Annotated in this window: 14 protein-coding genes; 5 read left to right on the plus strand and 9 right to left on the minus strand. The window is 46.8% G+C overall.

What is annotated here, in order from left to right; all coding sequences use genetic code 11:
- Position 1: 1 nt before the first annotated feature.
- The 9 genes from Q0394_RS05300 to Q0394_RS05340 all read right to left on the minus strand — a co-directional run bounded on the left by Q0394_RS05300 (position 2) and on the right by Q0394_RS05340 (position 10215).
- Positions 2-880, minus strand: a complete 879-nt coding sequence (locus tag Q0394_RS05300) for a hypothetical protein (protein WP_298945901.1) — start codon at positions 878-880, stop codon at positions 2-4.
- Positions 877-6327, minus strand: coding sequence for a hypothetical protein (locus tag Q0394_RS05305; protein WP_298945903.1), 5451 nt, complete (start codon positions 6325-6327; stop codon positions 877-879). The genes Q0394_RS05300 and Q0394_RS05305 overlap by 4 nt, the downstream gene beginning before the upstream one ends.
- Positions 6328-6337: 10 nt before the next feature.
- Positions 6338-6550 (minus strand): hypothetical protein, encoded by a 213-nt coding sequence (locus Q0394_RS05310; protein WP_298945904.1) that lies wholly within the window; start codon positions 6548-6550, stop codon positions 6338-6340.
- Between the two features lie 29 nt (positions 6551-6579).
- Positions 6580-7044: a hypothetical protein gene (locus Q0394_RS05315; RefSeq protein ID WP_298945906.1), complete on the minus strand. Its 465-nt coding sequence runs from the start codon at positions 7042-7044 to the stop codon at positions 6580-6582.
- Positions 7045-7098: 54 nt separating this feature from the next.
- The gene (locus Q0394_RS05320) at positions 7099-7767 is read right to left on the minus strand and encodes a hypothetical protein (RefSeq protein ID WP_298945909.1); all 669 of its coding nucleotides are present in this window, start codon (positions 7765-7767) and stop codon (positions 7099-7101) included.
- 18 nt (positions 7768-7785) lie between these two features.
- Positions 7786-8145, minus strand: coding sequence for a hypothetical protein (locus Q0394_RS05325; protein WP_298945911.1), 360 nt, complete (start codon positions 8143-8145; stop codon positions 7786-7788).
- Position 8146: 1 nt separating this feature from the next.
- A complete protein-coding gene (locus tag Q0394_RS05330) occupies positions 8147-8485 on the minus strand; it encodes a hypothetical protein (protein WP_298945913.1) in 339 nt (112 codons plus the stop codon).
- A 99-nt stretch (positions 8486-8584) separates the two neighbouring features.
- Entirely contained in the window at positions 8585-9448 is an 864-nt protein-coding gene (locus tag Q0394_RS05335; RefSeq protein WP_298945915.1) for a Mu-like prophage major head subunit gpT family protein, read from the minus strand.
- Positions 9448-10215, minus strand: coding sequence for a phage protease (locus tag Q0394_RS05340; RefSeq protein WP_298945917.1), 768 nt, complete (start codon positions 10213-10215; stop codon positions 9448-9450). The genes Q0394_RS05335 and Q0394_RS05340 overlap by 1 nt, the downstream gene beginning before the upstream one ends.
- 266 nt (positions 10216-10481) lie before the next feature.
- On the opposite strand from Q0394_RS05340, the gene Q0394_RS05345 reads away from it, so the two are divergent.
- The 5 genes from Q0394_RS05345 to Q0394_RS05365 form a co-directional block, all read left to right on the plus strand.
- On the plus strand, positions 10482-10949 hold the full coding sequence (locus tag Q0394_RS05345; RefSeq protein ID WP_298945920.1) for a DUF1804 family protein: 468 nt from the start codon (positions 10482-10484) through the stop codon (positions 10947-10949).
- Positions 10946-12454 (plus strand): phage terminase large subunit, encoded by a 1509-nt coding sequence (gene terL, locus Q0394_RS05350; RefSeq protein ID WP_298945922.1) that lies wholly within the window; start codon positions 10946-10948, stop codon positions 12452-12454. The genes Q0394_RS05345 and terL overlap by 4 nt, the downstream gene beginning before the upstream one ends.
- Before the next feature lie 119 nt (positions 12455-12573).
- Positions 12574-13977, plus strand: coding sequence for a DUF935 family protein (locus Q0394_RS05355; RefSeq protein ID WP_298945924.1), 1404 nt, complete (start codon positions 12574-12576; stop codon positions 13975-13977).
- Positions 13974-15236 carry a phage minor head protein gene (locus Q0394_RS05360; protein WP_298945926.1) on the plus strand — a complete coding sequence of 421 codons (1263 nt, stop codon included), beginning with the start codon at positions 13974-13976 and terminating at the stop codon, positions 15234-15236. Before Q0394_RS05355 ends, Q0394_RS05360 begins: the two co-directional genes overlap by 4 nt.
- A 102-nt stretch (positions 15237-15338) precedes the next feature.
- Positions 15339-15904 (plus strand): phage virion morphogenesis protein (locus Q0394_RS05365; protein WP_298945928.1); only part of this gene is annotated, 566 nt, incomplete at its 3' end.

Below are 15904 nucleotides of genomic sequence, written 5' to 3' on the forward strand. Positions count from 1 at the left end.
TTTAGATTATTCCCTCTACGTTTATACTTAGCGAGCTATACTGCTCGCCCGTGATCTTGATCCTAAAATCATTGAGAAACCCAAAGACTAACAGGCTCTTGAAGCCCTTGTCTTTCTCGTCTCCGATAAAAGTCGTAAGCTCTCCGCATAGGTTTTTGAGCGTATCTCTCGTGCGGTCTATCTGCGGGGTAGGCAGCACAACCGCAAGGCTCATATAGTTTGCTGTGCGACCTTTTGCTATGAAGACGTCTCCGTAGGCAGTCTTTTGTTTTCTGCTATAGTCGTTGACGCCAAACTCGGCTTCTAGTTCGGTAAAGCCAAGAAACACCCGTTGCCCGGCAGAAAAATGGCCTAAATTTGCCCCTAAACGGTTTGGCGTGATCTCTATCTCAAACTCCCCGAAGTATTTTTCTGTATATAGCACCACGTCTTTTTTGTAGTCTTGCCCAAACTCGAAAAAATACTCCCACCAGCTACGGCTGCCGGCGTTGAGCAGGCGTTTATGGGCTATCGTGTTGCCGTCCTTGCGTATAAATATCTCGCTGCCGTCGATGTTAAAAAAAGAAAAGCAGTTCACGCGCTTTTTGCCAGTGTCGACCTTAAATTTCAGCGGCTGCCCGTCTTTCTTTTTCGTTTGCGTTCCGATGTACCTATCAAACATCGCTTTTTCGTTGATGGCTCCCATGTGGGCGAAATTTGCTATATCCTTATCCGGTTCGGTCTGGATATTCGTCATCGCCTTTGCGGCCTTGTATTTTTCGCCCTCGTATATGATCTCCTCGCCAAGCTCTACGTTCATACCCTTTGAGAAGGCTCTTATCGTATCTGCGGGCGCGTTGGTCTCTTTGAGGGTTAGATCCACTTTTTCTACTACCGTCATGCTATGCTCCTTACGTTTACGGCTCCATTGTCTATAGTTTGCCTTGCGTTCATCGTCATTTCTCTCACGTCCCTTCCTATGTTTGCGGCTATTTGCTCCACCCTTTCTAGCCTCTTTGCTAGCGCCTCAAAGGCTCCGCCCATGTCCACCTTGATACCGCGGCCGTCAAGCGGAATGACCGCCTCGTCGTAGCCTGCTTCGCCTATGAGCGCGCGCGTAGGACGAGTGACTATACCGCCGTCGGCAAAGGGCTTGTAGCCTCGTTTCTTACTCCACTCGATGAAGTCTTGTTTTGAATTGCCGCCCGTGACGGCTCTTGCCGTAGCTTCTATCTGCGCTCGTAGTTGCTGTTTTGAAAGGCCTTCTAGCTGGGCTTTGCGTTTCCAAGCATCCAGCCCGCCTTGTTCTACACTGCGGCCTAGTACGTCTTTGTAGATAGAGTTTATATCGCGATCTAGCTGCGAGCTTAGCACCGCGCCGTTTGCGGTGGTAGCTCCGTTTGATATGTTTGCGGGCGGCGCGCCTTTGTATTCGGGTGCAGCCTTGCCCGCTATAATCGCATCTCTAACCGATTGCAGATGTGCCACTACGGGGCTATCCTTGCCAAGCAGATCGTGCAGGGCGTGGATTTGGTTTTGGCTATCAAGCTCTAGCGCCTCTTTTTGTTTTTTTAGCGCGTCAAGTTGCTGCGAATATGTGTCGTTTGCGCTGTTTAGCAGCTTGTCTAGCTTTTTGATTTGCTCGAGCAAATCTCCCAAATTTACGTCGCCGGCTATGCCTTCTACCTCATTTGCTAGTTTGAGCATTTCGTAGCGGTAGTCTTGATAGGTGGCCGCGTTATCTCGCAGGTTTTGTTCCTGCTTGGCTACGGCGCTATTTAGCTCGTCGTAGGCCTTGGCGTCGTAGTTGCCCGCACTAAACGCCGCTTTTGCTTTTTGTAGCGCTAGGGCGTAGTTTATACCCGCGGTTTGATTGTCGATGACGTTTTCGCGGATTTTGCTCGCCATAGAGGCTAGCTTTTCTACCGCCGCGCGCTGCAAATTTAGGATAGAAAGTTGCTGCTTTTGCGCTTCGAGCGTCTTTCTTGCTTGCTCTGCTAGATCCAGGGCTTTGATTTGTTTGACGATTTCTTCAAGCCCAGTGAGGGATTTGAGCCAGACGTCGCGGCCGCCGTTTTGGTTTCTGTGGTTGTTGTACTCGGTTACGGCCTCAAGCAGTTGCTTTCTCATTTCGACGTTGCCGGTAGAGAGAAACTCTTGCATCTGCGCCGCGCTCATACGGTAGAAATACTCCGCCCAAACCCTAGGATCGTTCGTGTTTCCCAGCTTTGAGACGCGGCTCATTTCGTCCGCGCCCAGATCGCCCTCTATGCTTCCTGCTAGAGCGCGAAATTTGGTATAAATGTTTTGCAAAGTTAGTACGTTTGTGTCTCTGCCGACTGCCGCAAAAAAGCCGGCTTGAGTCTGAGCTATACTTTGCGTGAAGCTGATTAGAGCTTTGGTGTACTCGTCTTGCGCCTTTTTCGCCGCTTCGTAAGCCTTGACTAGCCCGTTTAGGCTGTCTACGTTGCTTTTTGTGAAGTCGCTTGCGATAGCTTTGCGGTATGCCTGCGCCATTTGCCCCACTGAAAGATCGGCGATACTGCCCATCTCTTTTGGGATGTCAAGCTTCAAAGCTTCGGCCGCGTCCGTGAAGCTCTCAAAGGCTTGACGCATAGAGATTTCTACCTGCTTGATAGGGTTTCTCACGGTCAAAAGCTCAAGGCTCTTGTAGCTATCCGCGATCGCTCCTAGGCTCTCGCTCATAAGCTCGATTACTTTTTTGTTGGCCTTTTTGGCTTGCTCCTCCCAGTCTTTCCACATTCTGGAAAACTCGGGGTTATCGACGAGTCTTTGATTTTTATTTGTCTCGTCTTTGCTCAAATTTAGCAGGTCGTCTATCTTGCGGGAGCTTTTGAGTCCGAATATGTTTCCGTCGCTAGCCCTGCCAAACTCGTCTCTCATACCGCGCGCCATATTGTCGATCATGCCCAGGCCTGCTTTGTTCATTGCCTTGCTTACGGCATCGTCGAGAGGCTTCGTGATGCGGTTGACGATCGAGGACGGGCTAAATTTCATAGCCTTTTCAAATACCCCACCTATCTTGCCGAGCAAGCCTTTTCGCTTCTTGCCGCCGCTTTCGGCGACCTCCGCCCACATTTGCTCTGCTTGCCCGGTCATTGAGCGGAGTATTGCCTTTGCAAAGCCCTCATTGGCTAGGCTTTCGCCGCTATACTTGCCTGATTTTAGGGTTAGGCTCGCCAAAGCTCCGGCGCGGCTAGCCATCCTATCCATAGAGCGAAGCTGTGCGCCGATCTCTCCCATAGAGGCGTCGTCTAGGTCGCTCATTTCAGTCCAGCTTTTCTTTGAGAACCAGCCTTTCTTTTGCATATCGACGTAGGAACGGATGTTTTGGTTGCTTAGCGCGTCGCCCGCCGTGATGTCTTGCAACAGCGAAATACCGCTGCCGGTCGCCTTTTTCTTTCCAAAAGCCCCGCCTATTAGCGCGCCCGCTACCGCGCCTATGACTGCGCCCCAAGGACCCACAGACGATCCCGCTTTCATACCCGCTATCAGACCACCCGCAGCTCCTCCGAGCGCTCCGCCCGTGCTAGCGTATGTATTTGCCTTAAAAAGCTTGTCCCCGAGATAGCCGATACCGTATCCAAGAGCCGCTCCGCCAAACGCAGAGCCCGCCATATACGGAGCCGTGCCGGCACTACTAAACTGCGTAGCCGTTAGAGCGCCTTTTACGCCGGTGCCAAAGCCGTATACGCCTTGACCAAGCCCCGCGTATCCGTGCATAGATAGCCAGCTAGCAGCATTTAGCGCAGGCGTACTCGTAAAGCTAGATATAAAGCCCGTATATCCGCTAGTAAGCAAAGAGTATGCGCTTTGCAAATTTGAAACCGAGCTAAGCAAGCTAGTCGTGCTTTTGTCTAGCGCGCTAGCCCCGCGCAAAATTTGCCCCGTGCTTGATAGCTCTACCGTAGTACCGCCGACTGACCCTATCCAGCCACCGCTATCGTTTTTGGCAAGGCCGAGATTTGAGGCGATAGAGGCCAAATTTGACCCGCCGCCAAGCAATGCCCCAAAGCCGCCCGAAATGCCTTGCGACAAGACGCGCGCGTATGGAGAAATCATATCGCGCATTAAATTCGTGCCGATGTCTTTGAGGGCTGTTTTTAGGCTCTTTGTTTTTCCGATGAAGAAGTTAAAAAAACCGTCATCGACGGTCTTTGACATGGACGAGACGGTGTCCGCCCAGCTATTTTTTATGTCCTTAAAGGCGGCTTTTGAGTTTTTGACATACGGCTCGAGGTATTTTTTCTTTTGGATTTCGAGGTATTTTTTGGCGTCCTCTTCGCTTAGCTCAAGCTTTTTGATTTTTTCTTTGGTTTTAGCGCTTTCTATGCTCCACGCTTTTTCGTATTCGCCGATAGCCTCATAGTACTCTTTTTGCGCAGCCTCTTTTTCGTTTAGAAAATCTTTGTACTCCTTGATAGCCTTGTTTGCTTCTTCCGTTTGCAATATATCAAATAGCTTTTTCTTTGCCGCGGCCGCATCTTGTCTGCTTACGCCGTTTTTGATCCAATCTCTTTCTTTTTGATTGATGTCGTCGAGTTTTTTCTCGTATTCGCTCATGCCTATGCGCGCTATCTCGCGATATGCGGAGTTTACGTCGCCTAGACTTTTTACGTCTTGTTTGTTAAATTCGGCTATTTGTTTGGCCGTTTTTTCGCGCATAACTTGCAAGGCCTCGAGCGTATCGAGCCTCTGCTTTTCTTTCTCGGGATCGGCTATAGGGTTTTGTAAATTTTTTATGAGGCCGTCGATCTCGGCCAGCTCCGTTTTTAGGCGTCCTATCGTAGTCACGTTTTTGGCTTTTTCGCCGGCTTTATCCAAAGCAGCGCTTACGGCGTCGATTTTGTTTTGCAGCAAGGAGTCGGTTTTTGATTCGCCCGAGCTCGCGCCGCCTTTGCCTCTGCCGTTTAGCACGTCCTCGACCTCGCCGTAGGCCGCGCCTAGATCAAGGATGTTGTTTTGAAGTTCGTCTAGTTTGGCTCTGTTTTCTATAAGGTTATCTTTGGTCATAAAAATAAAGCCGTTTGCGATCTTGTCTTGTAGCTTGCCGGCCTCTTTTTTGGTGGCGTCTAGCTCTCTGCGGATCTCGACTAGACGAAATTCAAGCTGATTTTTGGTTAACTTACTGAGCTCTTCGCTTGTAGTATTTAGGATCTGATTTAGCTTTTCGCCGCTAGCCCTTGCTCCGTCCATGCCGTCCTTGAGCGCCATAAACGCTTCAACCGCGCCGAATATTACCGCGGTTGGCAAAAAGCCTTTAAATGCCGCTTTGAGTGCCGTAATACCGGTCCCAAGCGCGGACGTAAGCGTAATAGTAGCGGTTAGGGACGACGAAAAGATCGCCATAGCAGCTCTTGATATACCAAGCACGGCGTTAAAAGCCGCCGTACCTATCTTGGCCGCTACGAATGCTCCGGCAAGCAGCCCTAGGTGTTTTCCGGCGGTCACGATATGCCCCGCCCACTCTATGATCGTAGCTTTGTTCTCTTTTACGAAATTTGAAAAAGAGGCGATGCCAGAAGTAAGTACGTCAAACATCGGCTTAGTTAGCTCTCTAGTGAGCTCGGTTAGCTCGTTTTTTAGCGACCCCAAAGCCACTTCGTAGCCCTTAGCCGCCTCGGCGCTAAGCTCTTTATATTTGGCTAGCTTTTCTATGATTACGTCGTAGACTTTGCCCTCAGAGCTCGCCTTTTTTAACTCTTCATTTGTGAGGCCCACTATCTTCATAAAGCTGCCCATCTCGGAAGCTGCTACCACCGTGCCCGTAGCTAGGCTATCCATCATAGGAGTTAGATCGCTTAGGTTTTTGCCGACAGCCTGGGCTGCTAGAGCTATGCTATCCATAGCCTGCACGGCTTTGTTTCTGCTGCCTTGGCCCGCAGAGGTAGCATAAAACATATTAAAGGCGCCGGTGATCTCTTCAAGCGTAAATTTGGTCTTGGCGTTGGTTTCGTTGAGCTTTTTTAGTATTCCCTCGCTCTCTTTCATGCTCATATTCCATTTGGTATGAGCGTCGAGGGTTTTGCCCATCATACTTACGTTTGAAGAATTGGCCGCGATTAGGCCCGTGAGCTGGATTTTAAGGTTTTCAAAGCTGCGGTTTGCTTCGATACCCGAGGCTGCAAAGGTTTTAAAAGCAGCCGTAAGCGCAGCTACGCCGCCTACGGCAAGCACCATTTTTCCAAGAGAGTCGCAAAGAGTATTTGCGGCGCTATTAGCTCCGGTTATGCTGCGCCCCAGCTCGTTTACGTCGCTTCTTGCGGTACGCAAGCTATGAGTTTGCCCGTCTATGGTGATGGTTATGCTTACGTCGCTATTAGCCATATTTTTTGCTCTACTCTCTTTTATTCATTGCGGCAAGATAGCGTTTTGAAATGTCAAACATCCATAAAAAATCGATTTTAAAACGCTTACAAAAAGCCTTTAAAACGATAGTTTCGCATTCAAAATATCCGCCGTTAAAGTCTCGCTTTACCACGCTTGCCGTATGAAGCCCCCGAAGCATAAGAGCCTCGTAATAATCAAGCCCGAAATCATCCGGGCTCATTTTTGCTTCAACGCAGGCAAGCAGCCTCTCTACTTTTTTACGCGTTCGGCTTCTATAGCCGAGTCGATTGCGCCCATAACCGATAGATAGCTTAGGCCTTTATCCTCGATCTCGGCCTTAAATTTCTCCAAGTCCTCTCCGCCAAGAGTAAGATCAAACCTCTTCTTTGCCGCTACGTCAAGATCGATAGAAGCGCTAGCTAGCTCTTTTTGCTCCGCTCTCTTTGCGTCTATCTGCTCAATCAGTGCAAGCACTTCTTGCAGTGTTTTGGCTTTTTTGTCGCCGCTTTGGGTAGAGGCTATGCCGTTTTTGATCTCCTTTTTCTCTTCAAGCGAAGCTATCTCGCTTTTGAGTGCGTCGCTAGCGTCTATTTGCTTTTTTAGTTCTGCAAATTCTCCTACCAGATCTCTTGCTTCGCTCTTTTTGAGCTCTCTGTACTCGAGTTTGAATTTGTTTTCGTCGATGTTTATTTCAAACGGAAAGCGTGTTTTCATTTTTTTTCCTTTTTTTATTTTTACTTTGCAGGCGAGCTAAGCCTGCCTTTGCGACTACTCGCCGTCCATAAAGCTAAATAGATTTTCGCCCGGAGCCTTTAGCACTTTACCTTTTAGGCTTAGCTTGGCAAAATCGGTCCCGCTTACGCTCACGTCGCCCTCAAAACTTAGGTTTGCCAGCGGAATGACGAGGATTTGAGCCTTGTTTGTAGCTAGGTTTTTACCCTCGACTATGATTTTGCCGAGCGAATTTGCGAGTTTTTGCGGCGCGATTCTTTTGAACTTTGCCGGGTAAACCTTTGGCGCACACTTATCTATCGTGAAGCTGCCCGCCGCCATGTTTTCCGTAGCGGTGTAGATCTTGCCATCTTTTAGCACCGGATCGCCGATTCGTATTTGTTCGGTGTCGGCTTTGATGGTTTTTTCGTTGAAAAATTTGCCGGCTGCGGCGTATGTCACGTCCTCTACTACGCCTTTGAAGCAAAGCGCCAAATTTGCGATATTTATATCGCCGATTTCGGTGTTGAAGTTATACTCCGCTTTCGTTTCAAGTTCCATCACCGTCTCTCCCAGACTCTCGTCATTTGAGAGTAGCTCTTTTTTCTCGATAGTCCTATTGAGCGATACGCTCTGCTGGTAGCCTAGTGTGATACTCTCGCTTGCGCCTTGTGGCGTGAAGCTCACCGTAGCTACGGCCAGTCTTGCTACTTTTTCTTGTGCCATTTTTTCTCCTTTTTTAATTTAATCTATTTCTACGGCGTCGATCTCTATCTCAAAAATTACCGCATATAGATACAAGGTGCTACCTTCAAATTTTGCGGCTTTTGTTTGTTTATAGTAGTTTTTGCCGTATTTAGCGCCGAAGCGAAAAAGCTCGGCTCTGATTTGCTCAAGCTCTCTTAACGCCGCAAAATTATCGCTATCAAGCGAATTTGCCGCTAGCACGAGAGCAAATTTGGCTAAGTCTATCGCGGACGAGGCGGCATCGCACCCGTCAAATACTAGGTAAAGACCGTTTTGCTTAATGGTTTCTACGCCGTTTATGCAAATAGCTTTAGGAAATATCTCTTTGATTTTTTCTATCGCTTCTCTTAGCCTCATCTTAGTCTCCAAATTTAAGCCATATCTTAGCGCCCGGGTCGTCAAACTCGGACGTTCTTTGCCCGTGCGCACAAACGCCTAGCTTACCGTCCTCACTTTTTAGACTTTGCGCCAGCCTTATCGCCTCCTTCGCCAGAGCTACCTCCCAATCCGCTATCTCCGCCGTCTTCAGGTGTAGCTTCAGGCGAAACATCGCTAGATCCAGCAGCATCGCCTCCGGTATCTCCTTGTTGCTTGTTATCTGTCTGGCTTCGTTCATCGCCGTTTGGCAAAGCTGTCGGTCTATCTCCTCCTGGTTGTATAGGCTCTGCCTCGCTCTTTGTAGCAACTTCTCTATCATCTCCATCGCTAACCTCTCTAAAATCGTCTATGCAATAGTGCGCCATGAATATGAGTCCTCCTTATTTTTAGTCGTTGTTCGACTTGAGAGCGGCATCTATCAAACGCCGCTGCTCTTGTATGCAAGCTGCCACAACGCATATCCGGCGTTCATAAAGCTTTTGCAGCCAAACAGCGCCTTATCTTTCATAAATTTATAGTCGTTGCTCGACTCAAATACTCCGTCTTTAGCTACTTGTAACACGAAAGGTTTGACAGGTTTTCCAAGATCCATCAGATACCAGCTGGTATCTGTTATTTCAGGCAACACCAAAAGCTCATAGCTTTGGTACGTCGGATTACTCTCCCCTCCGGTTAGATACTCTTTTTTAACTGCCTGTATAGCTTGTTTTTTATTTTTGGGGCCGCAGATTAGATGGGTAGGAGTTACCCCCAGCGCTTGATCGTTATCGCCTTTTATGCTCATCATCAGTGCGTCTGCCGCTAGCAGATTATCCGGAGTTAGCTTGCCGGTGCCTACGTTTGCATATGTGTTTGTTCCCATGGCGTGAGCGTTACTAAAAAACGGCTTACCGTCGTAGCATTTGCCCTTAGTCGTATCCTCACCGTCAAGCAAAATTTTTGCGGTCAAAGCGGCGCCGAATTTTTTGGCGTTAAACGCCATTTGCTCGATCGCAGGCTTGTATACTCCCACCTTATCGTATTCGAGGTGGTTAACCGGCACTTCTACTGTAGCCTCGTAAGGCACGTTTTCTAGGGCGTATCCGTAGTCCTTAAATTTCTTAACGTCCCTATCTCCGATCCACTCTTTCATCATAGGGAAGTTACCCAGCCATACGTATTTCTCGCTTAAATCAGTGCTCTCTATACGCATAGATAGTACGTCCGCATCGCTTTTGGTATTGTTAAACGTTTTTTGAAAAGTCGCTTTAAAGCCGATCGCCGTTTCTTCAAAGTGCGCCATTAGTTCATTCCTCCTTTATATTCTTCGTCGCTAAGTCCAAGCATTCGCGCTATCTTGCTTTGCTCATCCGTCAAAGCGTTCGCTTTTGCGTTTTTCTCCAGCTCGGATTTTCCAAAAATTCCTTTAAAATTTTCTTCCATCTTGGCTATTTTCGCGCCTAGTTCGGCGATTTGCTTTGAGACGTTATTTGCTTCCTCGCTTCCTGTTTTACTTTCTTCTTGTTTTGGTTGCTCGGCGGGCTTTTTAGCTTCCGCAAGCTCCGCTTTTAGCGTTTCGTTTGCGGCTTTGCTTGTTTCAAGCTCTTTTTGCAAAGCCTCAAATTTCGCTTTTAGCTCCTCAAGTTCGTTCATGTTCTCTCCTTTTGAGTTGATTGTATTGTTTAGTAGGTTTGGGCGATTAACGAGACCGACGCTATCAAGGCCCGTTACGTATCTGCCGTCGGTATCGTAGACCGGGCTTAGGTATCTATAAACTTTATCGTTTACCAGGGCCGCTCCGTTTTTATTTAGTTCTAGCTTTGCGTAAATCCCGTCGTTTCTTAGCTCGAAACTATCTTTATCAAACCATCCAAGCGCGCCGCCGAAGCTGTGGTTTTCGTCAAGTGGTATATGAAGTCCGTTTGACGATATTCGTTTTAGTAGCGCGGCGCCGTCGATCATAAATACGCGTCCGTCAAGACCCATTATCTCTCCGACGGGCGAGACCTTTACGGGCTCGTTTTCTTTATAATTTAGCGATAGTAGGTTTTTGCTTCTTACGCCGTCCACGGGCATACTCCTTTAAAAAATCTGCGCTAATTTTATGGGTTTTTAAAAATAATTTCACTCTATATATGCGGTATATAGAGTGAAATTTATTTTTTTACGAAATAAAATTGGGGGCAGAAATTTAGATCGAAAGACGAGCCGGTTTATATGAAAAACATTACTTGTCGTTTCGCGAGTAGCGAAACATATAACTTTAGGTGGGTGCAGGGAGCGCTTGCGCTTCCGCCCGTAAAGCGGGGCTGTGCTCCGCTGCGGAGTAAAAATATATGAAAAATATTGAGATGAAAGATATGTATATCAAGGGCTATTCGATTTCCGATATCGCTAAAACCCACGGCGTGACCCGTCAAACTATATATAAGAAAAAAGCCAAAGATAAGGCTGCGGGCGTAGACTGGGACGCTTTAGCGCTAGCAAAAAACAGAGACGTCGCGACCATAAGAAAAAGCGAAGAAGAGTTTATACTCACTCTTATAGACAGCTTCGATCGCGCTTTTGAAGAGGTCAAAGAGTTGGAGCCCGAAAAACGACTAAAAATTCTCAAAGAGTATAGCGGCGCGTACTACCGCCTAAAAGCTCCCCTAAAAACAGACGTAAAAGCTCAAGTTTTATCGGCGGTGCAAAACGCGATCGGCGAAATAGCCGACCTTGCCGAAAAAAGCAAAAACGATCATGTGACGGACTTTTTGGCCACAAATGCCGATACTATACTCCAAAGGGCGCTTAAAGTATGAACGACGTTGAAACTTTAAGAGCAAAGCTGAAGGGGCTTAAACGTATAAGCGACCCCTTGCAAGAAGAACGCGTACGTAGAGCCAAAAGCGGCTTTTTGCAGATGGTAGAAATTTATTTTAGCCATCACGTGCGCTTTCCAGAAACCAGCTTTTTTAGAAAAGAGTTCTATAAAAACGCCGACAAGCTCACGCGCAAAAATAGAAATTTGCTCTTTAAGGCCTACCGCGGCGCGGCAAAAACTACTTTAATATCGCGCCTTTATACCATCTATAAAACGGCGGTTAAACAAGAAAAACGCAATGCCATCATCATCTCGGCCACAATTACGCTCAGCAAAAAGACGCTTGAATTTATCAGAAACGAATTTGAGGAAAACGAGCTTTTTATAAAAGACTTCGGCATCGCAAAGGGCGATAAATGGACGGAAGAAGAGATTGTATTTTATAGCGGAAATACTCCTTTTAAGATTAGCGTATTTGGATCGGGCAAGAAAATTAGAGGCGAAAACTGGCGAGGATTTCGCCCCGATCTCATCATAGGCGACGACCTTGAGAACGACGAAAACGTAGAGACCAAAGCGCAGCGCGACAAGCTTTATAATTGGTTTGAAAAGGCCATAATGAAACTGCCCGCCAGGGGAGACGAAACCCATAATATCATCATAGTAGGCACCACCTTACACTACGACAGCTTGCTTTTTCGTATCGAAGCCAGGCGCGATTTTAAGACGCTTAGCTATCCTTTGGTTAGAGAGTTTCCGTCAAATATCGACGCCGACGCCCCGAACCTTAATGAATTTATCCTTGACGACAGCTCGCTCAATAAAACCAAATATTGGAACGAATTTATAAGCTCCAAAGCCGCTTTTATGTCCGAATACCAAAACACTCCCTTAAGCCGCGAAGAAACGAGCTTTAGCGGTTATGAAACCTTTGATATTATGCCCGTTTGCGACGCGTATTATATGGGCATAGACCCGGCACTTGGCAAAACGAAAGGGGATTATTTCTCGGTTGCTACGCTTGGGTATTTGGCGGGTAAATTTTACGCAAGCGTAAAAATGCTTAAACTAAAACCAGAGCTTATGATAGATAAAATAATTCAAGCGGCGCTTGATATATTAAGACTCAATCGTCCGCTAAAAATAGCCATAGAAACGATCCAGTTTCAAGAGTTTTTCAAAGATATGCTCGATAAAAAAGCTCGCGAGCTAGGGATTTATCTGCCTATCGTAGAGCTTAAAAACTCGGTAGCCAAAGAGCTTCGCATAGATAGCCTTACTCCGCCGATAAACAACGCTCAAATTTTGGTAGATAAAAACTCGCTTATCTTTATAGACGAGCTTGATACATACCCAAAGTCCGCTCACGACGACGGACTTGATAGCTTAGAGATGGCGTGGCGTATAGCAAAGGTTCCGAATTTCGATTACGAAAAGGTTAATGCGATACTTCAAAAACAAAAAGACAAGGAGAAGTTCTTGCGGGATTTGTTAGATAAATAAAAATCAATTTTAAAGCGGTTAGAGAGCGTTTAGAATGCCAAAAGCCGTTTAAGGTAGAGCAAGACTACCAAAAAGGCATAAAAATGCCTTAAAACGCAAATTTACGAAAAGGATATAAAGTGAAAAAAACGGACGCGATAAAATATGCGCTCGAGTCGCTACGACCTAGAGGCGATTATTCAAAAACCGATATTCAAAACTATAGCGAACTTTCAAGCGGCAAAATTAGAGCCGCACTGCTAACCAAAAACCAGCAAGAGATGTTTTCCGTATTTAGTCTGATCGAGGATAAAGATAGCTCCGTGGGCGCCGAGTGCGAAAAAAGAATATCGTCTATCACGAACAAATTCTTTACCCACTCGCTGGGAGAAGACGAGAACGAAAACATAGAAGAGCTCATAAAAGCGAGCGTCGAGGCTAGAGTTTTCGGTTTTAGCTTGATTGAGTTATATTTAAAAGACGACGCGTCGCTTGGCGTGTCTAAAGTGGACCGGGAGTTTATACGATTTGAGGAAAACAAGCCTCATCTAAATATCAAAGGCAAGGACGTCGTAGCTAAGCCCCCTTTTTATCTATCTATCACGGCAAAGCCCGTGCTGCTAAAGGTTTTATGGATAGTCTACGCAAAACACTACGTGCTAAGCCAGTATCTTAAATTTACCGAGTTTTTAGGCGTGCCGCCTCTTATCGGCAATAGCGCCAGCGGAGACGAAAAGGTTATCTCGCTTATGGCCGAAGCATTTAAAAACTTGCGTAGCGGCTCATACGGAGTATTTGGACCAAACGATACGGTCAAGGTTTTAGAGGGGCGCGGATCTCAGGCCGATTTTATGGAGTTCGTTCGCTACTGCGACGGCGAGATAGCGAAAGTCATAAACGGCTCCGTGCTAAGTTCCAACGTTAGCTCCACCGGCAGCTTTGCGATGAGCAAGGTACACGACTATAACCGCAAAGAGATACTCGCCGGCGACGTTAAATTTGCCGCCAGAGAAGTACAAAATTTTTATAAGACGTTTGGCAAAAAAGCCGATTTAAATATCCAGATAGAAAAGGATAGCGATCTACTCCAGCGCGCGCAGGTGCTATCCATCCTGCATCCTATGGGTTATCAGATGAGCCCAAAAGATATGGCTAAAGAATTCGATCTGCCGGAGCCTGTAAAGAATTCAAATTTTAGAAATAGCCCAAATTCTAATTTAGAGAGAAACAATAATTTAGATTGCGCTAGCAATCTTAGTCCTTTAGGTGGGTGCAGGGAGTGTAACTCCCGCTCGCAAGGCGGGCTTGGCTCGCCTGAGAAGTTAAAATTTTTAGACGAAATAGATAAGGCGGCTTTCGGCGCAAACACCAAAGACGAAGAGGCTCAGATAGAAAAAGCTATCTTGGATATCGTTAAAAACGCGGATAGTTTCGAGGAAGTTTATGAAAATATGCTGCAAGCCTTTCCGGGCGCGGATATTGACGCTATCGAGGATACGCTCGAGAAGATCATCGCAAACGCACATATAAAAGGTGTTTTGTGAAATTTGACTTTTATGCCGAGCCTGCAAAGGTAGTCGAATATCTCAGACAAAAGCGCCCCGAGGTGCATTTTGATTATGACGAGATCATGCACGGCGCTCATCATAGGGCGTTTACGGTAGCCAAGATCACGAAGCTTGATTTGCTTTCAGACGTTCAAGAAAGCCTAGCGTATGCTGCCGAAAACGGACTGGGGTTTGAGGAGTGGAAGAAAAGCTTATTGCCTACTCTCGCTAAAAAAGGTTGGATCGGAAACGTAGACGCCAAGGATCCTAAAACCGGAGAAATCAAACAAATTTACGTTGGATCCCGCAGGCTGAAAAATATCTATAACACCAATATGCGAGTAGCTTACGCCGTGGGCGCATACGAAGAGGCGATGAGCTCGGACGCGCAGTTCCTACGCTACACTGCCGTACTCGATAGCAAAACCAGAGCCTCGCATAGAGCCTTGCACGGCGTTATCTTGCCTAAAGACCATCCGTTTTGGGATACGCACTATCCGCCAAACGCCTGGAATTGCCGCTGCAAAGCAAGAGCATACACCAAACAAGAGCTAAAAAGCAGAGGCTGGAGCATTACCGAAAATATCCCGAGCGTAGAGCCGCATCCGGACTGGGCGTATAACGTAGGCAAAACGGATAATCTTGATGCGGTATTTGCCGATAAAGTAGAAAAGCTAAAAGATAGAGCCGTTTCAAAAGACTTCTACGAAAATGCCAAAGCCTTTTTGGGCAAGCTCGAGCGCAAAAGAAATCTATACGTCTGGCAAAGCGGGCTTGATGAAGCCGTAGAACAAATCATCGTAAAAGACGACCCTAAAACGCCCATAAATATGGTGCAAGTCGGGCTTTTAGGCGAAGCTATCGCAAATGCCGCGAGTAAAATTTTAGGGCTAGACGTAAATAGCGGCGGGATAATCCTAACAAAAGATCGCCTTATACATGCCTCGCCAAAGAGAAAAAGCGCTTATGAGCATGCATTTAGAGTTGAGGAAATAGGGCAAATAGTTAAAATTTTAGATGATCAAAACAATGCTTACGTCGATACGAGAGACGACAAAAACAATATAGTGTTCATTTTTAAAGACGAAAAAGACGATACGAAGTTAAATTTAATACCCATAGAAATATCTAAGACTCATAAAAAATTTAAGATAAAGAACTACCTTTTGACGCTAGATAAGGCAAATAAAGGAGATATTGTAGGGCTTATTAGAAACGGATCGATCAAAAAGGTGTTCGGGGCGGGCGGGATTTGAACCCGCAACATAAGCGGCATATTTGCCCCACGCCGTTACCTGCACAAAGGCTTAGCAATCTGCGCCCCGATTAATGTAATTATACCACAAAAAAGGACAAAAATGCCCATAGACTTACAAGGCCTTGAAGAGATCCAAAGAAAGCTGCAAGCACTAGAATCCAGTCTGGATGAAGCGGGAATGCGGCGCAAGCTAAACACGATAGGCGGCATGGTAAAAAACTCGATAATGGAGAGCTTTGAAAACGAAACGAGCCCGTTCGGGCAAAGATGGAAGCCGTTATCGTCGGTTACGGCCTTTGCAAATTTCGGCGGCGGCGGGGTGAAAAACGTCAAACGAGGCAGGCAAAACGCCTACTATAAAAACGGAAAAAAGCAAAAGAAATCTTTTTTAAGCGTATTCGGCGCGGGCGGCAGCAGGAAAATTTTAGTGCTTTCGGGGGCGCTTGCCGGGCGTTGGGTCGTAAGAGCTAGCGCAAAGAGCGTTACGGTCTCAAACAATAGCTCAAGCGGCGGATTTGCTTACGGGCTTACGCACCAGTTCGGCACCTCCAGAGCCGGCAGACATAGAAACGTCCATATCCCGGCTCGTCCTTTTTTACCCGTGGACGGCGGCGGAAATTTAGAGCCTAGGCTCGCAAAAGACATCAATGATTATCTAAAAGAGGA

The sequence above is a fragment of the uncultured Campylobacter sp. genome (assembly GCF_938039205.1).
GTDB lineage: Bacteria > Campylobacterota > Campylobacteria > Campylobacterales > Campylobacteraceae > Campylobacter_A.